A 26,184-nucleotide genomic window follows, 5' to 3' on the forward strand; every position below is an offset into this window, starting at 1 on the left:
GGTTTGTTTCTGCCGGAATACGTCAGAGGGCCGCAGCCCGCAAGTCCTGAGAATGAAACCGGGTGTTTCAGCGGGGAATTGTGGGGTCAGGCTTTTTCGGTTTCCTCTTCTTCGATTTCCAGCAACACGATCTCGTCCGCGTCCGCGAGGCGGCGCAATTCGGACACGATTTTACCCATGGCAGCTTCGCCGATTTCTTCTTTCACCTCACCACGGGCTTCCATGTCTTCGCGCAGACTGTCAGCCAGGCGCGACGACATTTGCGTAAGCATAAATTCAACAGTTTTCGCATTGTCGCTTTCCGGGTCTGTGGTTGCGAAAGCAAATGCATCAATCTGCGCCCCGGTTTCCACATCGCGCAGAATTTTAGTTACATCCATCGGATCCAGACGGGTGGCGATATGGGCGAAGGTAAAGATGGATCGGCGCACTTCACGGGCGAATTCGCGATCTTCGTCTTCAAGGCTTTCGAGAAGATCATCGCGCACAGCAGCTTTCGCCTGGTTCAGGATCGCGCCAACCCGGTTTTCCGCCGCTTCTTCAAAGGCCATCGGCGCATGAGAATCAAGCTGGCTGGCCAGTGACAGGCCAATACGTTCAATCGCATCCGGGCTGACAGTGCCGGTCATGGACATGGCCCAGGTGATGCGGCGCGCAATGTCGCCGGGCAGGGAACTGAGAAGTTCTGCGGCGCGGGAGACAGACAGTTTTGACAGAACCACAGCGGCAATTTCTGTACTTTCGCACATCAGCATATTGCGCAGTTTCTCGTTTTCCAGCCGTTCCAGCCGCAGCCAGGGATCAGAGATGGCTTTCAGACCGATTTCACGGCGCATTTTCTGAATGGTGGTTTCGTTGATCACACCCTCAAGATCGCTCAATGCGCCTTCCAGCCCACGGGAATTCGTCAGGCCAATGGTCACAAGTTCACGCAGAAATTCTTTGGCGACATCGCGTGAAATTTCACGCTTTACGATGCGCATAGATGCCATGTGTTCTGTCAGTAAAACCTGACAGGATTCGGGCAGATCCTGAAGAGGCAGTTTGATGTCTTCGTTCAGAAGAAGACGCACCAGAATCGCCGCTTTCTGGCTTTGCGGCAGCTGGGGGACAACGGGCAGGTTATCGCTGTCATGGCCCTGTCCGCCAATCGCGGGCAGGGGCGGGGGCAAGGGGAGGCCGGGTAATCCGTCGGGCAAGGGGTTCTCCATCGCTTTACCGGCTTTCCGCCGGGTTTCCCCGACTATGGCCGTGAAAGCGTTAAGAGACCCCTTACACCTTACAGATTATTCGCCGAAAACACGTTTGAAGATCGTGTCGACATGTTTGGTGTGATAGCCCATGTCGAATTTCTCGTTGATCCCATCTTCGCCCAGCGCTTTGACAACCTCAGCGTCGCCCAGCAGCAGTTCACGGAAATCAAGGCGTTCTTCCCAGACTTTCAGCGCGTTACGCTGCACCATGGAATAGGCGTCTTCACGGGAAACACCGGCTTGTGTGAGGGCCAGCAGCACACGCTGAGACATCACGAGACCCGGGAATTTGTTCATGTTGTCCAACATGTTTTCCGGGAACACGAGCATCTTTTCAACAACACCCGCCAGACGGTGCAGCGCGAAATCAAGGGTTACGGTCGCATCCGGGCCAATGGCGCGTTCGACAGAAGAATGCGAAATATCGCGTTCATGCCACAGCGCCACGTTTTCCATCGCCGGGATCACAGCCATACGCACAAGACGCGCAAGACCGGTCAGGTTTTCGGTCAGAACCGGGTTCTTCTTATGTGGCATCGCGGATGAACCCTTCTGGCCCATAGAGAAAAACTCTGCGCCTTCCAGCACTTCGGTGCGCTGCATGTGGCGGATTTCAACTGCGATGTTCTCAATAGAAGATGCAATCACACCCAATGTCGCAAAGAACATGGCGTGGCGGTCACGCGGGATCACCTGAGTTGAAATCGGCTCGGGACGCAGGCCCAGTTTTTCACAGACATGTTCTTCAACAGCGGGATCGATGTTCGCGAATGTGCCAACCGCACCGGAGATCGCGCCGGTCGCAATTTCCCAGCGGGCTTTTTCCAGGCGGTTCTTGTTGCGATCCATTTCCGCATAGAAACGCGCAAATGTCAGACCCATTGTGGTGGGTTCTGCGTGGATCCCATGGGACCGGCCAACACGTACAGTGTCTTTATGTTCCAGCGCGCGGGTTTTCAGGGCCGCAAGCACACGGTCCATGCCACCCAGCAGGATGTCAGCGGCGCGCACCATCTGCACGTTCAGGCAGGTATCCAGCACGTCGGAAGATGTCATGCCCTGGTGCACAAAGCGCGCTTCTTCAGAGCCAACATGTTCGGCCAGATGCGTCAGGAAGGCGATGACGTCATGTTTGGTGACAGCTTCGATTTCGTCAATGCGCGCGACGTCAAATTCCACGTCTTTGGCTTTCCAGACCGCATCCGCGTTTTCGCGCGGGATCACCCCGATATCGGCCATCGCATCACAGGCGTGGGCCTCGATCTCATACCAGATCTTAAACTTGGTCTCAGGGGACCAGATGGAAACCATTTCGGGGCGGGAATAACGGGGGATCATGGCAAAGCCTTTATGCGGGTTGGCGTTGCTCCCAGTCTCATAGGGTGTGGGGCGAAATTTGCAAGCCTTGCGCGGTATATGGCCGCCAATCGGGGGCAGGTCGCGACCGCTTGCCTCAGGAATGGGCATATGTCAGGCAGAGACATGAGATATTCTCTGATTTTCCTGACACTCGCTTTCGGTTTTCCGCTGATCGGCAGCTATCTGGGCGCGCTGCATCCCCTGGGAGATTCGCTGGCGGTGTTCCGCTGGCATTTTGCTTTTGGGTTGATGGTTGTTGCCCTGACGGGCGCGATCTTCTGGCGAGGCAAACGAGCCTGGTGGCTGTTGTTGGCGCTGCCAGGGGCATGGATCGCTGTCGGGATCTGGTTTTACGGGCTGAAGATTGGCACCGCTTCAAACTTTGATCTGATTGTTTATCAGAAGAATATGTCTTTTCGCATGCTGGATACCGGGCCACTGCAGCAGGATATTCTGGCTTCGAGAGCAGGTATCGTCACATTGCAGGAAGTGGATGCAGAAAATATATCACTGCTTGCCGACCTGGCAGAGAGCCATCCCTCACAGGCATATTGCGATTTCGCCCGGGTAGGCGGTGTTGCGATTGCATCCTCTCTGTCGCGCACGGATATGGGGTCGATCTGCATTGAAGGCGAAGGCATGGTCGCCCTGCAGGTTGAAACCGCTTACGGTCCGCTTTGGATTGTATCCCTGCATCTGCACTGGCCATTCCCCTATGGTCAGGCGGCACGGGTGGAACGGCTTCTGCCGCAGCTGGAGGCACTTGAAGGGCCTGTCCTTGTTGCGGGGGATTTCAATATGGTGCCCTGGTCACATACGGTGCGCAGCATCGAAGGCGCGACCGATACGCAGCGTGCCGGTCATTTGCTTTATACTTTTCCGATGAAGCACGGGCGGATTTCTTTGCCAATTGATCATGTCCTGGTGCCGGGTGATTACGCCACAGAAATCAGACGACGTCCGCTTTTGGGTTCAGATCACTACGGTATTCTTGCCCCGTTTACCTTGCCACGCTGAATCTTTGCCGCTCTCTTGCGGGGACGTCTTAGTGCCGCAAATTTTGTCTCTTCAAATATCCCGGGGGACCGGGGGCTGGCCCCCGGCTGCCTTTGTTCAATCCGCCAGGCAGGTCTTAATCTCGGAACTGCTTTCCAGTGTCTTATGCACCGGGCATTTATCGGCGATCTCCAGTAGGCGCTGGCGTTGACCTGCGTCCAGATCCCCATCCAGACGGATCATCCGGGAAAAGCTGTCGATCTTTGAACCCGGAGGCGCGATGCTGCCGTCCCCTGCGTCCTGCGCATGCACCTTATCATGGCTCACGTCCACCGCCACATGCGTGAGAGGCCAGCCTTTGCGACGGGCATACATGCGGATGGTCATTGATGTGCAGGCCCCAAGGCCAGCTGCCATAAACCCATAAGGCGACATGCCCCGGTTGGTGCCGCCATAGGCGAGGGGTTCATCGGCCACCGCATGATGCAGGGGCCCGCTCTGGATGTCTTGCATGAAGCCTTCAGCGTCAGCCTCGGATATGCGCACGATGCCTTCCGGCGCGCCGATGGGCGGGGCAGGCGGGCGCAGGTCCAGATATTTCCCGGCCCAGCTTGCTATGACCTCTGCCGCATATTCCGCATCACAGGGATCGGTGATCAGGTGATCGGCCTTATCAAGAGTCACAAAGCTTTTCGGGTGTTTGGCCGCGCCAAAGATTTCAGCGGCGTTTTCAATTCCAACGGTTGTATCCTGCGGCGCATGCATGACAAGCAGGGCCCGGTTCAGGCGGCCGATATCATCAGACAAGTTCTCGCCGGCGACATCATCAATAAATTCCTTGCGGATCGTGAAGGGACGTCCGCCAAGGTCAACTGTCGCTTTGCCTTCCGCACAGATTTTGCCCAGAGCACCGCCAAAGTTATGGGTCACATGTTCCGGATCAAATGGCGCGCCCAGGGTTGTCACAGCTTTCACGCTGTCAATCCGGCCTGCGGCTTTCAGAACCGCTGCACCACCCAGGGAATGGCCGATTAACAGGCCCGGGGCCATGTTGCGTTGTGTCAGATATTCTGCTGCCAGGATCAGATCATCAACATTCGATGTGAAAGACGTGTTCTCGAATTCGCCCTTAGAATGACCAAGCCCGGTAAAGTCAAAGCGCAGAACCGCAATGCCCATGCCCGCCAGACGCCCGGCGATACGCCGTGCAGCCGTGATGTCTTTGGAACAGGTGAAGCAATGAGCGAAAATCGCTGTGCCCAGATGCGGGCCTTCGGGTAAATCGAAACGGGCGGCCAGTTCTTCGCCGCTGTGACCTGTAAATGTGATACGCTCTGTTGGCATGGGATTTCCTCTTTGGCAGAACCTGCAATCTGGCGTGACATCAGGACGCAATCAACCCACAGACCGGCGGTCTCACGGGAAGGTGAGCAGAAGTGGCGGGATGTGAAGAAAGGATGTCAGCTGCCGGGGAGGTTCTGAAGCTCGCGGATCACACGAAACCCTCGAACGTAGTCCCTGGTGTCCCATCGGGGGCGAAACCGATTTGCTGGCCGCAGAGCACTCATTGCAGAGTTAAATCCTCCACCTTTTCCGACCATAATTTCACATGTGTCCTGCGTCCGGGCGTGTTCCAGATAAGCGCTGTCTGTGGGCAGCCCCAGATGTGTTCTGGTCCAGCACGACATGGTGATTTCATGCACATTCCCCGGCATATGCCGCAGGCCCCATGGATTGGCGGCATTCAGTTCATCCACGGGAACGGGAATTCCCCGGTTCACCAGATCAGGGCGTGAAACTTCATTCCCACTAATACGGCCCTGTATGCTTTCAGTCATCTCGCGTGAAAAATTCGCCTGATCTGCCGTCACCTCATCCCCCCAGGGAAAGCGCGTGGTTGTGCCCGCACGGGCGGCATATTCCCATTCTGCTTCGGTGGGCAGGCGATAGACATCCGCGCCGACAAGGCTGTTGAGCCAGGCCACATATTCCAGCGTATCGAGATAAGATACATTGACGACCGGGTGATCCGGCCCCAGAGGCGCATAGCCCGCGAATTTCAGAATCCAGTTGTCCGGCACATGGGAACATGCACCCGCCTCAACACAAGTCATCCAGTCTGCCTGGGTGGTTTCAGTGCGGGCCATGGCATAGGGAATATCCATTTCAACGGGATGGCGTGGCTCTTCAATGGGTACGAAACGAAACCTCCCATCCGAAGAATCTTTTGTCGCGTCATAGGAATTGTAGATTGTGAGCTGGTCACGGGCTTCTTCTTCTGTTGCCCCCATCATGAAGCTGCCCGGCGGTATGGTGATCATTTCCGGACAGTCTGCGCATTCCTGAAAATGAGCGAGAGGTTCCAGGCGTGGCGGGCTGATGACCTGGCCATTGTCTTCTGCGTTCAGGATTGAGGGAGAGGCAGATAATGTGAAACTAAGGAACAATGACGTCAGTGTTCTGGACATGAAATGTTTCCCTGAAATCCGGATCGGAATCCGTTGAATTTTTATGAGTTTCATATCAATTCAGGGTTGCATTGCACAGGTCGCAATAACCCGTGCAGTGGCAATGGTGTAAAATCACATCATCCTGTCAGGACGTCAGAGTTCTTCCCCGCAGAGCGCCTTATCAAACGGGTATTTCGTCAGGTTTTCATAGCCGTCATCGGTGATCAGAACCTGATCTTCCAGCTTGATCGAGAAATCTCCGCCTTCCGGGCTGACGAGGGCTTCGACACACAACACCATGCCGGGCTGAAGTTCGTAGTCAAACGCACCTTCAACCATTGCATCGGGATAAGCCACCAGAGGCCATTCATCACACAGACCGACGCCATGCATCATGCAGCCGTATTTCTGTTTCTGGAACTGATCATCCAGCTTGTGACATCCGCGACTAAGGTCTTCGATGTTCAGGCCCGGACGCAGCATTTCCATATTGTAGTCAATATGTTCCCGGGCGTGCTTCATGGCATATATCATCTCGGCAGGGGGCTTTTCATCGCCGATCCACCAGCTGCGGGAAATATCAACGCAGATGCCGTAGGATCCGATCAGATCTGTATCAAAACTGATGATTTCATTGTTCTGAATGACACGGGGGCCGCATTCCTGGAACCAGGGATTGGTGCGTTTGCCGGAGGTCAGCAAACGGGTTTCGATCCACTCACCACCACGCCGGATGTTTTCCGCATGCAGAACCGCCCAGACGTCATCCTCAGAAATGCCGCCTTTGGGCACCTCAGCACGGGCGAATTCCTCCATCTCGGCCACGGCAACTTCGCAGGACACAGAAGCACAGCGCATCGCGAGAATTTCATCGGGGCCTTTGATACAACGGGCTTTTTCCGTCAGCTCTTCCCCCGGGTGAATGTTAAACCCCTGGGCTTCCAGCGCACGCAATCCGTGCAGCATGACTTTGTCGACGCCAAGACGCATATTGCCGCCGCCGTGTTCTTCGATCAGCACGCGGATTTCGTTGGACAGGGCATCCGCCGCCACATCAACCTTATCGCCACGGTCAAAGTAAAACAGATCTGCGCCGGATCGCTGTTCACGCACCAATGGATTGAATTCACTGAGAAAAGGCGACTGTTTATAATCCCAGATCACCATATACCCATCGGCACAAACCAGCACTGCGCGGAAGGGGTTATGGGTGTTCCACAGCTGCATATTGGTGCTGTCGGTGGCGTAACGGATGTTCAGCGGATCAAAAAGAAGAACCCCGCCATAATCGCGCTGATTGATGCCCGCGACCAGACGATCAAGGCGGAACTGGCGCATGTTTTCCAGGTTCGGCAGGATCAGGCCGGCGGCTTCCCATTCCTGCATTGCCAGCAAGGTCGGGCCGATTTCAACGCGGTCGTTTTCATTGGGGCTGCCGTCCGCAAGATGTGTGCCTTTGGTGGGGTCAATCTTACGGCGGTCTCTGAAATGGCTCATCTGGCTGTCTCCCTTATTTGGCCCAGATTTCGTTGCGGCACAAAACTTGTCCCGCCTGAATCCGACTTGATCCATGTCGGTTTTCAGGAGCGTTTATGAAACGATTGCTTTAGCAAGGGGGAAGACGCGCCCGAGCCATGGAAACAAAGCCAATGACTGAAAAAATGCCCGCAGCGGCCCCTTTTCCGATTTTGCAGGATTATTTGCGTTTCGCGCCCTGGATGGCAGAAAAGTCGCGCCGACTGCCTGGGGTGATGCCGATGGAACCAGGGCAGTGGCTGCAGCAGGATGAGGCGTACCAGGGGCAGCTGGCGGAAAAAGCCCGATTGATTGAAGAATGCCCGGATCTGGTGCACGCTTTGTCAGATGGTGCACGCCCTGCGGCAGAGGAATTGTTGGATCATGTGCTGGCGGAACTCAGCGAGACAGACGGTTTCACCCTGACCGGCGCGCGCGTCGCGCTCCCTGACGGGACGCTTGTCGCGATTGACCGCGCGAATCCTCTGATCACATTGTCAAAGCTTGTGCAGGAAGACTTCGTGATCATGGAAAAGTCTGACGGGGCGGATGAACATGTTCTGACCGGCGCGCTTTTGTGTTTTCCGGCCAGCTGGACCCTTGCGCAGAAATTCATGAAACCGCTGATCGCCATCCATGTGCCTGTGGGCAGCTATGATGACGATGTTGCCAAACGCGTGCAGCGGATGTTTGATGCGATCCGGCCCGGGCGGGGGCTGTGGCGGGCGAATGCGCTGTTCTATGAGGATCACGCGTTGTTCCATCCGCGGCTGGAAAACGCCCCCAGAGATCGCCCCGAGGTGCTGGAGGCGAATTATCTGCGCTCAGAGCGGCAAAGCCTTGTGCGTCTGCCAAAAAGCAATGCGGTGATTTTCTCGATTCACACCACGTTGATCCGGCGGGAAGATCTGACCGACGAACAACGTGCCGGTCTTGAAGCCCATCCGATTGAAACGGAAAATGCTTAAGCCCGTAAAGCGGCGCGCAGGGCGTCTTCGCGTGTGGCGAAGACCGGGGCAGGTGTTTCGGCAAAGGTATCAAGAACAACAGGATCTTCTGCGCGGATCAGCAGGCGGTGGTGTGGGTTTGCGCCGCCGGTCTGAATGCGTTGCGCGGTGATCCGCAATTCGTTGCTGTCAAAAAGCACGGCGGTCTGATCTGTTTCGGGAGAAAGCTGATCATAGAATGGCCCCTGATCGCGGAAATCCAGTGCCAGATCTTTCAGGGCGGCAAAAGCATCTGCAAAGTCCAGCATGCCCTGTGCAATGGTGACAGGCAGATCAAAGATCGCCTCGGCCCCGACCGCATGAAAGCCTTTCAGTTCAATCCCATCCAGCCGCGCCCCGGATCGGAAGGCGCGGGGTTTGATCAGCAGTTCCGGGGAAAGGGGCGCGCCGGCTTTGCCTGCGAGGCTGACAAATTCCGCTGGCGTGAACATAGTCCCCGTGTCGCCCCAGAAGACCGCCTCTGGCGGGTGGCGCTGCGTCAGCCAAAGCGTGAAATCACGCAGAACCTCTGCTGGTACATCCGGGCGATTGCGGGTGATCAGAATGTGCCCTTCATGGCGCAGGATCAGAGTGCGGATTTCAAGGGCAGACAACGCGCCAAATTCCTGGTTGGTGATCCCGGAAAACTGCCCGGCAGACAAGGGCAGGACGGCGGCACTGACAGTCAGGCAGGCTTCCCCCTGATGGAGCACCAGAAACCTTCCATCGCCGCAGGGTTGCAGCGCATATTGACGCCCCACGGACCCTTTCAATTGTGCCTGAAACACATCAGGCCCGGCATCATCCGGATGGCTGTAAAGTAAGGCTGTGTCGCTCTGAATTAGCTTTACATCCGGGATATGAAGTTCGGGATAATTCCGCATATTTCACCTCTTACACACGCCGGGCAGGGTGGCGGAAAGAGATTAAAGAAAGGTGCAGGCAAAAGAAAAAGGCGCCCAGATCGGACGCCTTTCCCTCACAGTAGCAGCGGCTGACTCAGCAGCTGTAATACATTTTGTATTCGATCGGGTGTGGCATGTGTTCAAACGCATACACCTCTTCCCATTTGATCGCGAGATAACCGTCGATCTGGTCTTTGGTGAATACGTCACCGGCCAGCAGGAAGTCGTGATCAGATTCGAGGCATTCCAGAGCTTCACGCAGGCTGGAACATACAGTTGGGATGCCATCCAGTTCTTCCGGTGGCAGATCGTACAGATCTTTGTCAGACGCGGGGCCTGGGTCGATCTTGTTCTTGATGCCGTCAAGGCCAGCCATCAGCAATGCCGCGAAGCAGAGGTATGGGTTGGCTGCCGGATCAGGGAAGCGGGCTTCAACGCGCTTGGCTTTCGGGCTTTCGGTCCATGGAATACGCACAGCTCCGGAACGGTTGGATGCGGAATAGGCACGCAGAACAGGGGCTTCAAAACCAGGGATCAGACGTTTGTAGCTGTTGGTCGCCGGGTTTGTGAACGCGTTCAGAGTTTTCGCGTGCTTCAGGATACCGCCGATGAACCACAGGGCTTCCTGGGACAGATCAGCGTATTTATCGCCTGCAAACAGAGGCTTGCCGTCTTTCCAGATCGACATGTTCACGTGCATGCCTGTGCCGTTGTCACCATAGTAAGGCTTTGGCATGAATGTTGCTGATTTGCCGTAAGCATGTGCCACGTTGTGGATCACATATTTGTATTTCTGCAGCTCATCCGCCTGTTTGGTCAGCGTGTCAAAGACAAGGCCCAGCTCGTGCTGACAAGACGCAACTTCGTGGTGGTGCTTGTCAACTTTCATGCCGATGTTTTTCATGGTGGACAGCATTTCAGAACGGATGTCCTGTGCGTCATCAATCGGGTTTACCGGGAAGTAACCGCCCTTGATGCCCGGACGGTGGCCGGAGTTGCCCATTTCATATTCGGTGTCAGAGTTCCAGGAGGCGTCCTGCGCATCAATCTGGAAGGACACTTTGTTCATCTCAACAGAGAAACGCACATCGTCAAACAGGAAGAATTCAGCTTCCGGGCCCATGTAAGCCACATCGCCGATGCCGGAGGACTTGAGGTAAGCTTCAGCCTTCTGTGCGGTGCCGCGCGGGTCGCGGGAATAGGCTTCACCAGTGTCCGGCTCAACCACGGAACAGTGGATCGCCAGGGTTTTTTCTGCGTAGAAAGGATCGATATAGGCAGATGCCGGATCGAGGATCAGCATCATGTCAGAGTTGTCGATAGACTTCCAGCCAGCGATGGAAGAGCCGTCAAACATGAAGCCATCTTCAAAGAAGTCTTCGTCAATCATGTCGCGGTGTACGGTGACGTGCTGCAGCTTACCGCGCGGGTCGGTAAAGCGTACATCCACATAAGAGATGTCTTCGTCTTCGATCATCTTCAGAACGTCTGCATAGTTCATCTGATTTTCCTTTTCTGCGTTGTTTGGATGGCCTGTGAGGGACACCATCCGGACTTCGTATTTCAGTTCATTTAGTCGGGGGCGCTTACAGCGCCTCGTCATCTCTTTCACCGGTACGGATGCGGATCGCCTGTTCCACCGGGGAAACAAAGATCTTACCGTCACCGATCTTATCGGTCTTCGCGGCCTCAATGATGGCGTCAATCGCGTCATCTACCAGATCATCGGGCAGTACGACTTCGACCTTCACCTTGGGCAGGAAATCCACCACATATTCAGCGCCGCGATACAGTTCGGTGTGGCCTTTCTGGCGACCGAACCCTTTGACCTCAACCACGGAAAGACCCTGCACGCCGACATCCTGAAGCGCTTCTTTCACTTCATCCAGTTTGAAGGGTTTGATGATAGCTTCGATCTTCTTCATGGCGGCGATTCCTGTGGCTGGTTTCGTTGGGTCTTTCAGAGCATGTTCCCCGGGCTGCGTCTATCGGCTATGACAGGGATCAAAGCCAATCCGGCAGGGTTGCTGCATATTGCAATAAGTGCTGCATTAATTCTGGGCGATGTGCCTGTTTTTTGTGCAAGTAGGGGATTTGCGTCATGAATGAACTGCTGACCGCCGCGCAGATGCGGGCAATTGAACAAGCCGCGATCGATAGCGGGGCGGTCACTGGTCTTGAGCTGATGGAACGTGCTGGCGCGGGCGTGGTTGAAGCGATTTATGAGGAATGGCCCGCGTTTTCAAAACCTGATGGTGAAAATGAACAGAAGCCCCGCTTGCGGGCGGTGGTTCTATGCGGGCCGGGGAACAATGGCGGAGATGGTTTCGTTGTTGCGCGGCTTTTGCATCAGCGCGGCTGGGTGGTTGAGGTGTTTCTTTATGGTGATGCCGACAAGCTGCCACCGGATGCGCGGGTGAATTATGAGAAATGGTGTGAGATCGGGGAGGTTCTGCCCTGGGAAAAATGTACTTCTGACAGGTGGGGGCGGCATCCGCTGGTCATTGAGGCTTTGTTTGGAACCGGCCTGACGCGTGAAGTACCTGATGATATTCGAAATGTACTTCTTGCGACGCTTAACTGTCGACGGGTAGCTGTCGATCTTCCATGTTTCATCAACAGTGATACGGGCGCCGTTCTGATGGAGTGGCCACAGAACTTATCTGGTGTCTCGGCTGGGCACGTCACGGTCACTTTCCATAGTCACAAACATGGTCATCTTCTGGGGGCAGGGGCAGCGTTATGCGGACAGGTGGTTGTGAAATCGATTGGTCTTGAATTCTGTTACGAAGCAATCGGGGCTACAACTGCTGAAGTGTTTCCCTATTTGATCGGAAAGCTTCAAGGACAAAGGTTGTCGAAAATACCGTCGGCCCACAAATTCACACACGGCCATGCCTTGATCCTTTCCGGCGGCCCTGCACAGACGGGTGCCGCGCGGATGGCGGCGCGGGGGGCTTTGCGGATTGGGGCGGGGCTTGTGACGCTTGGGGTGCCGCCTACGGCGCAGCAGGAGGTTGCCGCGCAGGTGACGGCTGTGATGCTGAAACGCATTGCGGATGCGGATGCTTTGTCAGACGTGCTGGAAGACAAGCGGATCAATGCGCTATGCTTGGGCCCGGCTCTGGGGCTTGGCGAACGGGAGGCAAATCTGATCCGTGTGGCGCTTGAGAGCGGGCGGAATTGTGTGCTGGACGCCGATGCGCTGACGCTGATCGCCCGGGACAAGGATTTGTTTGAAAAACTGCATCCCGATTGCGTTCTGACACCCCATGGTGGCGAATTTGCGCGGCTCTTCCCGGATATTGCCGCGAAACTGGATGCACCGGCGACAAAAGGCCCGGCCTATTCCAAAATTGATGCGACACGGGAAGCGGCGAAACGGGCGGGGTGTACGGTTCTGTTCAAAGGGCCGGATACGGTGATTTCGGATCAGACTGGCGTGGCCTCTGTCAACGCTGCGGTTTACGATCGCACTGTACCATGGCTTGCAACGGCCGGATCTGGCGATGTGCTGGCCGGGTTCATAACCGGGCTTCTGGCGCGTGGGTTTTCACCGGTTCACGCCGCAGAAGGTGCCGCCTGGCTGCATGTGGAATGCGCGCGGCACTTCGGGCCGGGCCTCATCGCAGAGGATCTGCCGGAGCAGCTGCCTGCGGTACTTCAGAGCCTGTCCGGATCAGATCAGGGCAATGCTGTTTGATCGTTTCGGGTTCGCCGGACATAAGAGCTCAAGCCCGCCAGCATAACAGATCTCATCATTCTCAAATATCAGAGAATACATCTGTAACGGCATCGCGTCGCGTCGGGTTACGCCATTCAGCGGCGCAAGCTGCGATGCCGGGATAAGGGCATAGTTTTTCCCGGTCAACTGCTTCGCCAGCTGATCCCGGATCAGTATTTTCTGATCCGCAGGCAGTGCCATTTCTTTTTCGGAATCGAATAGGCCGAGCACATCAGACCGAATAGCGTAAGTTTCTGTGCAGACACGGCCTGAAAGAATTTCCCGCAGAATCACGGCCCCTGATCGCGTTACAACCCTGTCACCGGGGCTGAGATATTCAACAGACAACAGACCATCAAGGGTCATCACAGAGGTACCCGCAAAGATACCAGTGCTATCAAGCAGATGCCTGTCCTGGAGTGTTGAGGCATCGCCATAGCTCTTTGGCAGGTCAGAGCTGTTCATTATGCGCCATCCATATTCACTATTTACCTATGTGGCATAGTATGGCGTGGAATGTGTCAGAAATGGGGCTATAATTCAAGGTTAAGTGATATTTACTCCTTATGGGGGAATTTACACACAGTTAATTCGCCTTACTGGTCGCTTGCATTAACTTTCCACAAAATGTGTCATTTTTCTCTCGCAACCGGGCCGGAGGTTTGCTAAATGACAGATCCGGATTACGATCCGATGGATGCGGGTGTGGCGAAATTGGTAGACGCACCAGATTTAGGTTCTGGCGCCGCGAGGCGTGGGGGTTCAAGTCCCTCCACCCGCACCACTTGAATTCAGCAAATAATTCATCTTTCACGCTATCGCAGAGCAGCCCGATTTGCGCTCACCTGATTTCACATTGCTGTCATTGGGGTTTATTTTCGCCGGATGCGGGATAACCTGAATGGCAAAGGAGGATCAGATTATGAAACGCAGAGAACTTCTGTTTGCTTCCGTCGCTGTGCCGCTTGTTGGTACTGTAGGGCCTGCCTTCGGTGCTGAACCAGAGGTGTTCACGCAGGGTGGCGCGGCGATTAACGGATATGATCCGGTGGCTTATTTTACGCAATCCGCCCCTGTGCGGGGCAGGGAAGAACACAGCCTGACCTGGAATGGCGCGACCTGGCTGTTTGCCAGCGCTGAAAACCTGCGCCTGTTTCAGGTAAGCCCGGAATCCCATGCGCCGCAATATGGTGGCTATTGTTCCTATGCGGTGTCAGAGGGCTATACGGCAAAGACAGATCCGGATGCCTGGACGATCCACAGTGGGCGGCTTTATCTGAACTATAGCCTGCGTGTGCGCGATATCTGGAGTCGCGACATTCCAGGGCGTATCCGTGCGGCGGATGCGAACTGGCCGGGTGTTCTGGGCTGATCAAGAGATTCTGCCTCGCAGATCATCCGGGCGGCCCTTTCACATCGGAAACAAAAAAGGCCGCTCATAAGAGCGGCCTTTTGTAACTTCAGCAGGGGGAAGATTATTCTTCGTCCAGTGCTTCGATTGCTTTTTCGAGGTCAGCTTTGGAAACCTCTTTTTCGGTCACGTCAGCCAGTTCGAAAACATAGTCTACAACTTTGTCTTCAAAGATTGGTGCGCGCAGTTGCTGTTGCATCTGTGGGTTCTGCTGAACGAATTCAAAGAACTGACGTTCCTGACCCGGGTACTGACGTGCCTGGTTCATGATCGCCTGAGTGATCTCAGCGTCGGTGACTTCAACTTCAGCCTTCTGACCCAGCTCTGCCAGCAGCAGACCCAGACGCACGCGGCGGTTGGCCAGCTTGGTGTGCTCGTCAGTGGTTTCGATTTCAGGGTGGTCGTGGCCCTGAACGTCAGGGTTTTCGTCGTGCCACAGCTGGTGTGCGATTTGCTTGGCTTCAGCTTCAACCAGGCTTGGTGGCAGGTCGAAATCTACTTTGCCGTCCAGTGCGTCCAGCAGAGCGCGCTTCTGAACTGCCCGTGCAGCACCGGCGTATTCAGCTTCCAGACGTTCAGTGATCTGTGCTTTCATCGCGTCGAGATCTTCAGCGCCAAACTGTTTTGCCAGATCATCGTTGATCTCAGCTTTGGCAGCCGCTTTGACTTCTTTGACGGTACATTTGAACAGGGCTTCTTTGCCTGCCAGGTGTTCCGCGCCGTATTCTTCAGGGAAGGATACGTTTACGTCGACAGCTTCGCCGGATTTCTTGCCAACCAGCTGCTCTTCAAAGCCAGGGATGAAAGAGTTGGAGCCGAGTACCAGTGGGTAATCTTCGCCAGCGCCGCCTTCGAACTCTTCGCCGTCCACGGAACCTACGAAGTCGATCACAACCTGATCGCCATCCTCAGATGCGCCGTCTTTTGCTTCAAAGTTCTGTGCGTTCTCAGCCAGACCTTCCAGAGCTTCGGTCACAGCAGCGTCGTCTGCTTTTACAACCAGCTTCTCAAGTGCAACACCTTTCAGGTCGACTTCAGGAATGGTTGGCAGAGCTTCGTAAGACATAGCAACTTCAACGTCGTCGCCTTCTTTCCAGTCTTCGTTGGTCATTTTGACGTCTGGCTGCAGGGCAGGGCGGTCACCGGATTCTTCAAAGTGCTTGTTCATCGCACCATCGATGGATTCCTGCATGGCTTCGCCGATCACGCGCTGGCCGAACTGCTTTTTCAGCAGAGCCATAGGAACTTTACCTTTGCGGAATCCCTTCATTTCAACTTCTGGCTGGGCTTCAACCAGCTTTTCGTTGACTTTTGCCTCCAGCTCAGCAGCGGAAAGTGTGATGGTATAGGCGCGTTTCAGGCCTTCGTTCAGGGTCTCGGTGACCTGCATGTCAGTCGTCCTTATTCGTTGGAAAAACCCCATAGCCGCAGAACGGCGCGAGGCACGTAATTCAGGGCACCTTTTAGGGCGCAGGGGGGCTACGCGCAAGGGTGAATTCTGCCCCAATGGCTGTCACGTGCAACGGAGAGTGTTCCCGGGCTGCTGCTGGGGGCTTGATTGCGTGTATTCAATTTGCAATCCTCCCGTAAAAGGAGATTTTGATATGAAGAAGTTCTTAAGTTTTACGGCTGCACTTACGCTTTCTGCCGGACTGGCGCAGGCAGAAATGCAGGTTGTTCTGACCGGCGGGTGGGATGGCAATCGTGTGCCAGACGGGCAGCAATGCACGCTGTTTGGCGGCAATGGATCCACACCTCCCATGCGGATTACCGGGATGCCTGCGGGCACGGCGATGATTGTGGCGGAGTATAATGACCGCAGCTATCAGCCGCTGTCCCGCAATGGCGGGCATGGGACGATTGGCTATGCTGTGTCCGGTGACAGCGCAGATTTGCCTGCAGTGCCAGGGCTGACCGATCGCAACCTGCCGCGCGGCGTTCAGGTGATTAAAAAGGCACGGGGAACTGGCGAATATGCTTCCGATGGTTATATGCCACCCTGTTCCGGGGGGCGGGGGAACCGCTATACGGTAGATCTTCATGCGGTGGATGCCGGCGGCAATACGCTGGAACGTCTGCGCCGTGTGCCGATTGGACGGTATTGATCCAGGTCAACACAAATTTTCAATAAAAGAAAGCCCCGCCAGAGTGATCTGTGCGGGGCTTTCCGTCGTGGTATAGGGATATCAGCCGATCACAGGGTGACCACGGCCCATCATACAGCGGATGACAACATCGCGGCGCAACTCATCAAGCTCAGCACTGGCTTCCGCCGCACCAACGAGCCCGCCAATCGCGGCGCCAACCAGGGCGTCGCCCGCATCGTTGGAACTGTCATCTGCCGCACCAATAATGCCGCCGACAACTGCACCGCCAATCGCACCACGGCGCAGATCTTCGTCACGATAGTTGGCCGCAAGCGCACGACATTGTCCCAAGTCCATTTCATAGCCCGGGCCCTTTGCACCATCGAGAGTCAGAGGGCGGTCCACCTCGCTCTGACCGCAGGCGGCGGCTGTGAGAATAAGTCCGGTGAGAATAATGGCTCGTATCATGGTCTGTCCTTCATCTTACGTCTGTTAATCCGGGTCGTCCCGTTTGAATGATGAGGGCGATATAGAGGTGGTGTTTTTCGACTTCAAGTGAAAAATTTACGTAAAACATAAATTATAAGATGTTTTGCGAAAATTCGCCTGCTTGACCAAATGTGGCGGACATGCGATTTGTTGCCAGGATATTGAAAGGGAAGACATGGCTCTTTTTGCGCGTGTGGTTATGATCATTGTATTGGCATTGCTTGTAACACTGCTGGTTTTGACAGCGTTTCTTGTTTTTGTGGCGGATGATTTTTCCGCTTTGTTTGATCTTGTGGACCTGGACGAAGATCTTCCCGCTCCCAGTCTGATTGTCGGGGGGATTGGCCTGCTGGTGATGACCTGTACGATTGTGTGTCTGGCACGGGCCTTCTGGGCCATTCACCGCATCATGCAGCGCGCTGTGCAGGATGATTTTCTGAAACTGGCGTATCAATTGCGCGTGTGCGCCTTTTCCATCATCGCTTTTTGGGGATTTATTCAAATTCTGCTTGGGCCCGTGTCTTATGCGCTGATTGCGCATATTCCGGCTGACATTCGGCCGTCTGTCGATTACTTCCCATTTGAGTTAGAAGCGATCTATCTTGTTTTGGCGCTGCCATTGCTGGTCACTGCCTCTGCCTTGCGGCGTGCAGCGGAGATTGAAGAAGAAAACAGCCAGTTTCTGTAAGGGGGGGACGGATGCCAATTGCCATTAATCTTGACCTTATGCTGGTGAAGCGCAAAACGTCTTCACGCGAACTGGCCGCCGCCATCGGCCTGTCAGAAACCAACCTGAGCCTGCTGAAAAGTGGCAAGGTAAAAGGCGTGCGTTTCAACACGCTGGAGGCCATCTGCAAGCACCTTGACTGTCAGCCCGGCGACATTCTGGAATATGTGCCGGAGGAAGAGTGACCATGTCCTGGTTTGAGGATCTGGCGGGTGTTTCCGAGGGCGATGAAGGGGCGGTGCGCGCTGCGTTTGACGTTGAAGGCCACACTCTGGTCAGCCAGACGACCGGGCGACGGATGCAGGCTGGCCAGTTGACAGTGCCATCTCTGAATGAATTGCGTCAATCACCACCTCCGTCCAGAGGAAAGAATAAGCTGTGCGAAATGGTTGCTGATGTGACCGCATTGCATGTGGACCCTGAAAATGCCGGTGCGGTGTTTCAGGTGGCTTCGCAGTTCAACCTGCTTGAGATGATCGGGCCGTCCGTTTCTCCGGCGGATGGAATAACCGGGTATGAATATGATCGGACCCAGGGACCAGCCTGCGCGATTGCCTGCGGTGCAGGAACGATCTGGCGCAATTATTTCACAACGCTTTCCGGTGATCTGGGGCAGTGCCGAAAGCAGATTGATTCTCTGGCTGACATGGGGCGGGCGCTTGGGAATGAGAGCGGCGCGATCTGGCGGATGCAAAACGGATATGTTCTTCCGGGAGAAAAAGCCCTGGCCCAACTGCGCGGCCGGATCCTGAGAATGAATGAGGCCGGGCGTGATGAAATCCGGAGTTTGCTGCGCATCGGCCTGCAGCAGAATACCGAAGTGACGGTTGCGGGCGGTGGATCACTTGTCTCACAGGTATATGCCAGTGCTTTGCCGGTGGCATATAGTAATCTGCCGGAATGGGACTGGGAGCCTTTCGCCCGGCTTGTTCTGGAAGCGGCTTATGAGGCGACCCTGCGGATCGCGGCGCAGAACGCAAGCGAAGGAACGTCTGACAAATTGTTTCTGACGCTTCTGGGCGGCGGTGCATTTGGAAATCGGACAGAATGGATCACCGACGCCATTGACTATGCTTTGCGCAGGGTAAATGACGCCGGGCTTGATGTTACAATCGTCAGTTATGGGCAATCGCAGCCTGCATTGGCCAGACTGCTGTCAGTTTATTCCTGATCAGATGCCTCTGCATGGGGCAGGTCCATCAGGATCTGCCATTCACCATCGGTTTGCTTCTGAAGAACGACCACGGACAATCCACTATCGATCACAGCCGTGCCATCCGGCGCGGTGCCTGTCATGGACCAGGGGGCGATGTGCAGGGCGATGTCGCCGGTGATGTGCAGATCCTCATACTCAAAGCGGATGTCCGGGCTGATGGCGGCAAATTCTGTGTAGGCAGCCGTCAGCATTTCGGGTCCGCGGAAATCTGTTTTGTTCAGAACCAGAAGCCCGTCTTGCGTATAACTGTTGACCACCCGGGCCACCTGGCCGTTCCCCATGGCAGAGGCCATATCGTGAATAACACCCAGGGCGTCTTCCCGTGGATCGGCGTTCAGGGATGTGCTGAAAAATGCGGTAGCTATCGCAAGCGAGAGTGCGGTGGGTTTGATGAACGATGTCATGGCCTGTGTCCTTTCTGACGTTTCAGAAGGACAGCTATAACGAGGGTATCCTGACAGCCTTCTGTCAGGAGAGGGCTGCGGGCAAAGAAAAAGCCCGCACAAAATGTGCGGGCTTTCTATTTTGTCAGGTCAGAGAAGCTTAAGCTTCGTCGTCGCCTTCAGGTGTGGACACGAGACCGCTGTCGTCATCGTCGTCAGATGCGGCAGAGCCGATATCGTCGAACAGTTCAGCAATTTCGAATTCTGCTTCAGCTTCTGCTTCAGCAGCCAGTTCCTGGATGGATTTACCGGAAGCCTGCAGTTCTGCTTCTTCTTCTGAACGTGCAACGTTCAGTTCGATTTCAGCTTCGACTTCTGCGTGCAGACGCACGGTCAGAGTGTGCAGACCCAGCTCTTTGATCGGTGCCTGCAGAGCAATCTGCTTGCGATCAACAGAGAAACCAGCCGCGGTTGCTGCTTCTGCAGCATCACGTGGGGTTACGGAACCATAGAGAGAACCAGCGTCAGACGCAGAGCGAATCACGATGAACTGCTGACCATTCAGCTTTTCAGCCAGTGATTCAGATTCTTGCTTGGTTTCGAGGTTACGTGCTTCCAGCTGTGCTTTCTGCGTTTCAAAAACTGCGATGTTCGCTTTGGAAGCGGTCATTGCTTTTTTCTGAGGCAGCAGGAAGTTACGGGCGTAACCGGCTTTTACGTCGACAATTTCGCCCATCTGGCCGAGTTTTGCGACACGTTCAAGAAGGATAACTTGCATCGGTCAGATCCTCACTTCACAGCGTAAGGAAGCAGGGCGAGGAAGCGTGCGCGTTTGATAGCGCGGGCCAGCTCACGCTGTTTCTTTGCGGAAACTGCGGTGATACGGGAAGGAACGATTTTGCCGCGCTCAGAGATGTAGCGCTGCAGAAGACGTGTGTCTTTGTAATCGATCGCAGGTGCATTGTCGCCGGAGAACGGGCAAACTTTGCGGCGGCGGAAAAATGGTTTAGAAGCCATGATTTACAATCCTTTCTTAAACCAGCTCAGCGACGTTCGCGGCGTTCGCCACGTTCTTCGCGTTTCTGCATCTGTACGGATGGCAGTTCTTTGTGCTCATCAACCTTGATGGTCAGAACACGCATCACATCATCATGCAGACGCATCAGACGTTCCATTTCCTGCACAGCAGTTGCTGGTGCATCGGAACGCAGATAGGCATAGTGGCCTTTGCGGTTTTTGTTGATTTTGTAAGCCATGGTTTTGACACCCCAGTACTCGGAATCAACGAGTTTACCTTCGTTGTCCGCAAGGACTGTGCCAAAATGTTCGATAAGACCTTCAGCTTGCGTGTTGGACAGATCCTGACGCGCGATGAAGACATGCTCATAAAGCGGCATGTGTGCTCCGTTCATTTTTTAAGGCGCATTTCAAAGGGTGGGTCTTGTCACCGGATACGACCCATCCACGAGAGACTGCGCGGTTCATATACTTTGCATCCGGACGGCGCCTTATAGGGGGGAATTGGGCGTGGGGCAAGGGGCTTGGAGCGATATCTGTGATACGTGCTCGATGGCAACTTTTCAACAGAACAGGCCCAAAACGGATTTTGCCTGAGGAGGGGGAGGCAAACCTCGTAATTCTACCGAAACCAGTGATCCCAACCTTCCTGATAGTAGGTCACAAGGGGGTGTGATTTTATAGAATTGGCTTCGACATCAGTACGACTGGCATCAGGCGCGAATATCTGTGCGGATTGCCATGTTTCTGAACTAATATACTTCAGGTTCTCGGGGAACGAAACATCGCGCGCCTGCAATGCGAAGGGGCGCGCAATAATGAACCCCCAGTCGCCAAAGCTGGGGGTATAGCTGTGATATGGCGTGACGGAAAGCGGTGTCCGTGCTGCTGGGTTTCGGGTCATTTCAAAAGTTTCAACGATTGACCAGAATGCATCACGCGCAAACACCGGGGAACCGGCCTGTGTTACCATGGCGCCATGTGGGGACAGGCGTTCCATCAAAATTGCGTAGAACTCAATTGAATAGAGTTTGGATAATGCGATAGATTTAGGATCTGGCAGGTCAATAATAATCACATCATAAACGTCCACTGTATTCTCAGAAAATAACCAAGCATCATCAGCGATGATTGTGACGCGTGGGTCGCTCAGGGCACGAGCGTTTAGCGTGCTTAAATTATCGTGATCACGAAAAAGCTCTGTGACACGCGGATCCAGGTCAACCAATGTGACGGTATCAACATCCGGGTACTTAAGCACTTCGCGTGCGGCCATACCATCCCCGCCCCCGAGGATCAGGATGTTGTTGCGGCGCGGTGTCGTTGCCATGACCGGATGCACTAAAGATTCGTGGTACCTGTGTTCATCTAAAGTATCGAATTGAATTGAATGGTTCAGAAACAGACGGGTTCGATCCCGAAACCGTGTCACAACGATATTCTGGTAGGGCGTTGTTTCGTTGATAATAATGTCATCTTCAAACATCGCGGCATCCACGACTGACACCATGCGCTCCGCATTGACCAGTGCGACCAGTGAAAGGATGAAAGCCGCAGCCCATCCGGCCCAGATTGTTTTTGGCAATCTGTCACGAAAGACCCAGATTGATCCCCCGGCCACGGCCAGATTGAGGCAGCCAAAAATGATGCTGGCAGAGGTCAGGCTGAAATGCGGAATGACGAAAACCGGAAAGGCCAGCGAAGCAACCAAAGCCCCGACGTAGTCCACGCTTAGGACGTTTTCAAACCGGAATGACGGCGCACCAATGTCTTTCAGAACGCGGGCAATCAATGGAATTTCCATACCGGAAAGCAGCCCGATTAAACCAAGCATTCCGTAAAGAAGAACTGCGATATCCCCAAGATAGGCATAGGCGAAAAACAGGGCCGGTGCCAAAGCGCCGCCGATCAGGCCAATGAAAATTTGCACCCAGACAAAGCCCAAAAGGGCTGCATTTACCATGCGCGACAGCCACACGCCCAACCCCATCGCGGACAGAAATACCCCGATGACAAAGCTGAATTGACGGATTGAATCCCCCAGCAGATAGCTGGAAAGCGTTGCTGCGATAAGTTCGTAAATCAGGCTTGAGACCGCGACCAGAAAAGTCGCGAGCAACAGCCAGACAGGCCGCAGATCCACAGCTTGTTTTGAAGTCATGAAAGAATGACTGCCGAGATGATCAGGGACAGGGATAAGAACACCGATGCGATCAGAATTGCCAGGGCAACGTTCTGATCCTTTTCGATTTCCTTAACGATTGGGAAGGGCGAGAACGTTTTGATCACCCACCAACACAGCAAAAGGATGACGATGCCGATGAGGGAAAAGACGATGGTCGACACAACTTCTGCCAGGGAAATCGCTGAGAATAAGTCCATTTTAGTACCTCTTGTTTATTTGACCCGTCCGTTTGACACGCCCGAAGGCCCGCCCAAACGCACCGAGCGGTCCAGGTCACGGCTTTCCCCCATGACCCCCATATATGACAGGTAGTAAAAACCACCGATCGCAGACAGGCTGATTGTGATGAAGATGATGCGCATTGTGTTCATTCAATCGTCCTCATTGGTCCAGTCACTGCCCCACCAACGCCTGCGCGAATGCAGCAGGGGGCGTGCGATCTGGTAAGCTGCGATACCCGCGAAAACAAGCGTTAAGCCCAGCATCCAGCGCAGGGTTGCGATGCCTTCGCTGATACGCACTGTGACACGACCAAAGGCGAGCCCGTTCGGGCTACCTCTGCCGTCGCTTTCACTGGACCCGACTTCAAGTGTATAAGTACCTGCCGTTTCGGGCATGAAAATGATGGATGTCTGATTGCTGCCTTCGGTCCAGGCACCATCAGAATCGCGGCCAGAGTAGACTTCAACTGTTCGGCCTGCTTCAAACACCGGCTCATCATTTGCATCACTTAGCGAAAGGTCAAAATAGGCCCAGCTGTTATTCACATCTGCCGACAGATCAATGCGTGCCAGGCGGTCGGGACGGTCAATTTCAAAAGTGAACTCTGCAGGTAATTTTCTGGCTGAGAACTGTTCGCGGGCAATCTCGGTGCCTTTGGACTGAAGCAGTAGTATAACCAATAAAACCAAAGTTATAGCAGCAAAGTTCAAGCTTGCGGATCTCAGGAAAACTTCATTCAATCCCTGTTTATATGGCATCAGCCGGTGGGTATCCGTCGGGGGCTGTGGGTCCTTCAGGCCGAAGCTTGCACAGGTTTCCTGAAACGGCAAATACACCGTGCGATGCACCTCACGTTCCGTCGCTGTTTCACTAAAGGACAGCATGGCGTCATTTGACATCATGTTCACGCTGGTTGCAGTGCGGTCAATTTCGGGACGCCAGTTAAATTCACCCTCAACAAAAGTCAGCTTTGATGTGGAGGTGTCGTAATATTGGTATCGGTCATCATTGCTAAATGCCACAGGGCGATTTTCGGCGGCTTCAACCGTCCAGCTGCTGACCCAATTGGGACGGGTGGACTTGCGATATTTGCGCGTAAAGGTCAGATGTCCCTGTTCCACCGTCAGATATGCGTAACCATGGGTGGGGGAAAACAGTTGGTGTTCGGTCCAGGTCCAGAATTTGCGTCCCCAGTTTTCTTCATATCCCAAAGTGCCGATAATCGTGAATTCAACGCCCTGAACAATACCAGACATGCCGATAGAAAACGGGCTGGCGGGACGGGTCAGATGCGTATATTTTTTAATGACCTGATAATTTTTCTGCGCATCAAGAACTGATCCACAATAACCGCAGGCATGAACCTCTACACGGCCCCCGCCAAAAATATCCAACCCGGCACCGCAAGAGGTACAGTTTATTGTTTTGATCTCATTGCTGCGCGTCACGGGGATACTACCTTTACGTCAAAGGGATCACACCAGATACCGCGAAACCATTCTGTGCCGCTTGCGGAGAACTCGCCAGATAATTGTTCGTCATGCGTGCCCAGGCAGTTCACGTATTCAAAAACTTCCCCGACAACCATCGGCCTGGGAAAGCTTCCACGCACCGCAACACAGGTACCCCGGTTCACCTCAGTTACCCGGTAGCTATCACCAAATGCCTGAAATTCGTGACCGAGACCAGGTGTCTTGTGGAATTTCGGAACGGCTTCGGGTGCGACTGGTTTCTGTAAAATCACGATCCCTTCATCAACTGAAATCCATTGACCTCTGCCATTGTGGTCCAATGCCCAGTATTCATCCCAGAACCCGGGCCCGTAATCGAACCGTGCATGCCCGACGATCGCATAGCTGTCATTGTCAACAGAGGTGGTCTCACCCAGATGAAACAACTGCGGTGCCTCATGCATCTCACCGCTTTTTCCAGCCTTTTCAATCTGTTCACCTTCAAGAAACAGGCTGGTATTACAGGACTGGCAGGTTGTCATTTTCGCGGCAGCGAAAGACACATGCAGGGCAGATCCACAATTTGGGCAGTTCAGACTATGCATGTCTCAATCTCAATGCATTAAACGTAATCCAGACAGCGTAGCTCAATGACCAGTCGGCTGTCTATATTGATGTAATTAATGTGGGGGAATTAATTCAACGAAGGTTCTGTTTATACGGAATTTGGGGACGGCCTGCAGATCACATCAGCTGAAGTAAGAGGTGAACCTGTGCAAAGCTTGCTTTCCGGCCCATTCCGGCCCGATATTGCCAGTCTGGCGTGAAATAGCGGCGAAATCCTGCTCTGCGCATTTGCGAACACAAATTGTTTACCTGCACTGAATTGATCTCATGGCATGATCGCATCAGGTTCACCCCGAACTTATAAAGGATCACCGTTATGAAATCTCTCCTCCTGGCAGCTACCATGCTGACCGCAGCCACTGCCGCCTCTGCAGAAGCCGTTAAATACGATCTGGACGCGTCGCACAGCCAGATCCTCTTTTCTTATAACCACCTTGGTTTCTCTACCACCTGGGGCATGTTCTCTGGTTTTGAAGGCGAAATTATGTTTGACGAAACGGACCCGGCAGCGTCTTCCGTTTCTGTGTCCATGCCGCTGGCGTCCATGTTTACAGGCTGGGAAGGCCGTTTTGGTCACTTCATGTCTGAAGACTTCTTCAACGCCCAGGGGGATGAAATTGTATCCTTCGCATCCACCGGTATCGAAGTGACAGGTGACAACACCGCAAACATCACTGGCGATCTGACCCTGAACGGCGTGACCAAATCTGTTGTTCTGGATGCGGTTCTGAACCAGGCGGCGACAAACCCAATGGCGCAGAAACCATGGCTGGGCTTTGACGCGACTGCAACTGTGCTGCGTTCCGATTTTGGTGTGGGCAACTTCGCACCACATGTGTCCGATGAAGTTGCGATCCAGATCTCAATCGAGGCTGGTCAGGCCGAATAACCGACCTGATATAACCTTTAAGAACCCGTCAGTCTTTCTGGCGGGTTTTTTGTTTTCGTTGTGATGCCGTTTTGATAGTTTTTATCTGGCTTTGGTTTGCTGCCGGGAAGATCAGATACCCCGGGGCCGGTGGGCATCGTGAGGCTATTCCAGTCCCAGACCGTTAGCCTCTGATTGACGAACTGAAAAGAGGGCTGGCCGGCATTCCGCGAGCGGTGCGCCTGATGTGTCCGGAGAAAGTACCAGCATTGTATGTAGGGGAATGACAGAAAGCAGAGGGGCTGCTTTTGTT

General features: G+C 54.3%; 29 protein-coding genes and 1 tRNA gene. 10 read left to right on the forward strand and 20 right to left on the reverse strand.

What is annotated here, in order from left to right:
* Nucleotides 1–86: 86 nt before the first annotated feature.
* Together H1D41_RS10400 and purB are read right to left on the reverse strand one after the other, a co-directional pair.
* Nucleotides 87–1,199, reverse strand: a complete 1,113-nt coding sequence (locus H1D41_RS10400) for a FliG C-terminal domain-containing protein (protein WP_228848850.1) — start codon at nt 1,197–1,199, stop codon at nt 87–89.
* A gap of 87 nt (nt 1,200–1,286) precedes the next feature.
* Nucleotides 1,287–2,591, reverse strand: coding sequence for an adenylosuccinate lyase (gene purB, locus H1D41_RS10405; protein ID WP_228848851.1), 1,305 nt, complete (start codon nt 2,589–2,591; stop codon nt 1,287–1,289).
* A 144-nt stretch (nt 2,592–2,735) separates the two neighbouring features.
* Between purB and H1D41_RS10410 the strand changes: the two genes are divergently transcribed.
* Nucleotides 2,736–3,629, forward strand: coding sequence for an endonuclease/exonuclease/phosphatase family protein (locus tag H1D41_RS10410; RefSeq protein ID WP_228848852.1), 894 nt, complete (start codon nt 2,736–2,738; stop codon nt 3,627–3,629).
* 96 nt (nt 3,630–3,725) lie between these two features.
* Here the strand turns inward: H1D41_RS10410 and H1D41_RS10415 are convergent, their stop codons facing one another.
* From H1D41_RS10415 to dddP, 3 genes are all read right to left on the reverse strand, one after another.
* Nucleotides 3,726–4,952 (reverse strand): bifunctional alpha/beta hydrolase/OsmC family protein, encoded by a 1,227-nt coding sequence (locus tag H1D41_RS10415; RefSeq protein WP_228848853.1) that lies wholly within the window; start codon nt 4,950–4,952, stop codon nt 3,726–3,728.
* Nucleotides 4,953–5,068: 116 nt separating this feature from the next.
* Nucleotides 5,069–6,076, reverse strand: coding sequence for a formylglycine-generating enzyme family protein (locus H1D41_RS10420; protein ID WP_228848854.1), 1,008 nt, complete (start codon nt 6,074–6,076; stop codon nt 5,069–5,071).
* A 135-nt stretch (nt 6,077–6,211) separates the two neighbouring features.
* Nucleotides 6,212–7,555, reverse strand: a complete 1,344-nt coding sequence (dddP, locus tag H1D41_RS10425; RefSeq protein ID WP_228848855.1) for a dimethylsulfonioproprionate lyase DddP — start codon at nt 7,553–7,555, stop codon at nt 6,212–6,214.
* Nucleotides 7,556–7,707: 152 nt separating this feature from the next.
* Between dddP and H1D41_RS10430 the strand changes: the two genes are divergently transcribed.
* Nucleotides 7,708–8,541: a heme-dependent oxidative N-demethylase family protein gene (locus H1D41_RS10430; RefSeq protein WP_228848856.1), complete on the forward strand. Its 834-nt coding sequence runs from the start codon at nt 7,708–7,710 to the stop codon at nt 8,539–8,541.
* Here H1D41_RS10430 and H1D41_RS10435 read toward each other — a convergent pair.
* The 3 genes from H1D41_RS10435 to H1D41_RS10445 form a co-directional block, all read right to left on the reverse strand.
* Nucleotides 8,538–9,443: a hypothetical protein gene (locus tag H1D41_RS10435; RefSeq protein WP_228848857.1), complete on the reverse strand. Its 906-nt coding sequence runs from the start codon at nt 9,441–9,443 to the stop codon at nt 8,538–8,540. The two genes, H1D41_RS10430 and H1D41_RS10435, sit on opposite strands and share 4 nt — an antisense overlap.
* A 115-nt stretch (nt 9,444–9,558) precedes the next feature.
* Nucleotides 9,559–10,965 (reverse strand): type I glutamate--ammonia ligase, encoded by a 1,407-nt coding sequence (gene glnA / locus H1D41_RS10440; RefSeq protein WP_228848858.1) that lies wholly within the window; start codon nt 10,963–10,965, stop codon nt 9,559–9,561.
* 85 nt (nt 10,966–11,050) lie between these two features.
* The gene (locus tag H1D41_RS10445; protein ID WP_107498086.1) at nt 11,051–11,389 is read right to left on the reverse strand and encodes a P-II family nitrogen regulator; all 339 of its coding nucleotides are present in this window, start codon (nt 11,387–11,389) and stop codon (nt 11,051–11,053) included.
* A gap of 176 nt (nt 11,390–11,565) precedes the next feature.
* Here H1D41_RS10445 and H1D41_RS10450 point away from each other — a divergent pair, with 176 nt between their 5' ends.
* On the forward strand, nt 11,566–13,167 hold the full coding sequence (locus H1D41_RS10450; RefSeq protein ID WP_228848859.1) for an NAD(P)H-hydrate dehydratase: 1,602 nt from the start codon (nt 11,566–11,568) through the stop codon (nt 13,165–13,167).
* Here the strand turns inward: H1D41_RS10450 and H1D41_RS10455 are convergent.
* Nucleotides 13,144–13,653, reverse strand: coding sequence for a Hint domain-containing protein (locus tag H1D41_RS10455; RefSeq protein ID WP_228848860.1), 510 nt, complete (start codon nt 13,651–13,653; stop codon nt 13,144–13,146). The two genes, H1D41_RS10450 and H1D41_RS10455, sit on opposite strands and share 24 nt — an antisense overlap.
* Nucleotides 13,654–13,887: 234 nt before the next feature.
* Between H1D41_RS10455 and H1D41_RS10460 the strand changes: the two genes are divergently transcribed.
* Nucleotides 13,888–13,972, forward strand: a tRNA-Leu gene (locus tag H1D41_RS10460).
* A 138-nt stretch (nt 13,973–14,110) separates the two neighbouring features.
* The gene (locus tag H1D41_RS10465) at nt 14,111–14,560 is read left to right on the forward strand and encodes a YHS domain-containing (seleno)protein (RefSeq protein WP_228848861.1); all 450 of its coding nucleotides are present in this window, start codon (nt 14,111–14,113) and stop codon (nt 14,558–14,560) included.
* A 103-nt stretch (nt 14,561–14,663) separates the two neighbouring features.
* Here H1D41_RS10465 and tig read toward each other — a convergent pair whose 3' ends face one another.
* Nucleotides 14,664–15,989, reverse strand: a complete 1,326-nt coding sequence (gene tig, locus H1D41_RS10470) for a trigger factor (RefSeq protein WP_228848862.1) — start codon at nt 15,987–15,989, stop codon at nt 14,664–14,666.
* 214 nt (nt 15,990–16,203) lie between these two features.
* On the opposite strand from tig, the gene H1D41_RS10475 reads away from it, so the two are divergent.
* Nucleotides 16,204–16,704, forward strand: coding sequence for a hypothetical protein (locus tag H1D41_RS10475; RefSeq protein ID WP_228848863.1), 501 nt, complete (start codon nt 16,204–16,206; stop codon nt 16,702–16,704).
* Nucleotides 16,705–16,785: 81 nt separating this feature from the next.
* Here the strand turns inward: H1D41_RS10475 and H1D41_RS10480 are convergent, their stop codons facing one another.
* Nucleotides 16,786–17,154 (reverse strand): glycine zipper family protein, encoded by a 369-nt coding sequence (locus H1D41_RS10480; protein WP_228848864.1) that lies wholly within the window; start codon nt 17,152–17,154, stop codon nt 16,786–16,788.
* 196 nt (nt 17,155–17,350) lie between these two features.
* On the opposite strand from H1D41_RS10480, the gene H1D41_RS10485 reads away from it, so the two are divergent.
* The 3 genes from H1D41_RS10485 to H1D41_RS10495 are packed head-to-tail and all read left to right on the forward strand — an operon-like array spanning nt 17,351 to nt 19,073.
* The gene (locus H1D41_RS10485) at nt 17,351–17,863 is read left to right on the forward strand and encodes a hypothetical protein (protein ID WP_228848865.1); all 513 of its coding nucleotides are present in this window, start codon (nt 17,351–17,353) and stop codon (nt 17,861–17,863) included.
* An 11-nt stretch (nt 17,864–17,874) separates the two neighbouring features.
* Nucleotides 17,875–18,087 (forward strand): helix-turn-helix domain-containing protein, encoded by a 213-nt coding sequence (locus H1D41_RS10490; protein WP_228848866.1) that lies wholly within the window; start codon nt 17,875–17,877, stop codon nt 18,085–18,087.
* A gap of 2 nt (nt 18,088–18,089) precedes the next feature.
* Nucleotides 18,090–19,073, forward strand: coding sequence for a hypothetical protein (locus H1D41_RS10495; protein WP_228848867.1), 984 nt, complete (start codon nt 18,090–18,092; stop codon nt 19,071–19,073).
* Here the strand turns inward: H1D41_RS10495 and H1D41_RS10500 are convergent.
* The 9 genes from H1D41_RS10500 to H1D41_RS10540 all read right to left on the reverse strand — a co-directional run bounded on the left by H1D41_RS10500 (nt 19,064) and on the right by H1D41_RS10540 (nt 24,981).
* Entirely contained in the window at nt 19,064–19,522 is a 459-nt protein-coding gene (locus tag H1D41_RS10500; RefSeq protein ID WP_228848868.1) for a YybH family protein, read from the reverse strand. The two genes, H1D41_RS10495 and H1D41_RS10500, sit on opposite strands and share 10 nt — an antisense overlap.
* A gap of 139 nt (nt 19,523–19,661) precedes the next feature.
* The gene (gene rplI, locus H1D41_RS10505; protein WP_107498077.1) at nt 19,662–20,279 is read right to left on the reverse strand and encodes a 50S ribosomal protein L9; all 618 of its coding nucleotides are present in this window, start codon (nt 20,277–20,279) and stop codon (nt 19,662–19,664) included.
* A gap of 11 nt (nt 20,280–20,290) precedes the next feature.
* Nucleotides 20,291–20,518: a 30S ribosomal protein S18 gene (rpsR, locus tag H1D41_RS10510; RefSeq protein ID WP_039018159.1), complete on the reverse strand. Its 228-nt coding sequence runs from the start codon at nt 20,516–20,518 to the stop codon at nt 20,291–20,293.
* A 26-nt stretch (nt 20,519–20,544) separates the two neighbouring features.
* The gene (rpsF, locus tag H1D41_RS10515) at nt 20,545–20,898 is read right to left on the reverse strand and encodes a 30S ribosomal protein S6 (protein WP_107498076.1); all 354 of its coding nucleotides are present in this window, start codon (nt 20,896–20,898) and stop codon (nt 20,545–20,547) included.
* 242 nt (nt 20,899–21,140) lie between these two features.
* On the reverse strand, nt 21,141–22,679 hold the full coding sequence (locus H1D41_RS10520; protein WP_228848869.1) for a polyamine aminopropyltransferase: 1,539 nt from the start codon (nt 22,677–22,679) through the stop codon (nt 21,141–21,143).
* Entirely contained in the window at nt 22,676–22,900 is a 225-nt protein-coding gene (locus H1D41_RS10525) for a DUF350 domain-containing protein (RefSeq protein WP_107498073.1), read from the reverse strand. The genes H1D41_RS10520 and H1D41_RS10525 overlap by 4 nt, the downstream gene beginning before the upstream one ends.
* 15 nt (nt 22,901–22,915) lie before the next feature.
* Nucleotides 22,916–23,074: a hypothetical protein gene (locus H1D41_RS10530; RefSeq protein ID WP_198645478.1), complete on the reverse strand. Its 159-nt coding sequence runs from the start codon at nt 23,072–23,074 to the stop codon at nt 22,916–22,918.
* The gene (locus H1D41_RS10535) at nt 23,075–24,373 is read right to left on the reverse strand and encodes a DUF4178 domain-containing protein (RefSeq protein WP_228848870.1); all 1,299 of its coding nucleotides are present in this window, start codon (nt 24,371–24,373) and stop codon (nt 23,075–23,077) included.
* Complete coding sequence (locus H1D41_RS10540; protein ID WP_228848871.1) at nt 24,370–24,981, reverse strand: DUF4178 domain-containing protein; 612 nt, start codon at nt 24,979–24,981, stop codon at nt 24,370–24,372. Before H1D41_RS10540 ends, H1D41_RS10535 begins: the two co-directional genes overlap by 4 nt.
* A gap of 338 nt (nt 24,982–25,319) precedes the next feature.
* On the opposite strand from H1D41_RS10540, the gene H1D41_RS10545 reads away from it, so the two are divergent.
* A complete protein-coding gene (locus H1D41_RS10545; RefSeq protein WP_228848872.1) occupies nt 25,320–25,892 on the forward strand; it encodes a YceI family protein in 573 nt (190 codons plus the stop codon).
* Nucleotides 25,893–26,184: the final 292 nt, after the last annotated feature.

Source organism: Halocynthiibacter styelae, from assembly GCF_016123485.1.
Taxonomy (GTDB): Bacteria; Pseudomonadota; Alphaproteobacteria; order Rhodobacterales; family Rhodobacteraceae; genus Halocynthiibacter; species Halocynthiibacter styelae.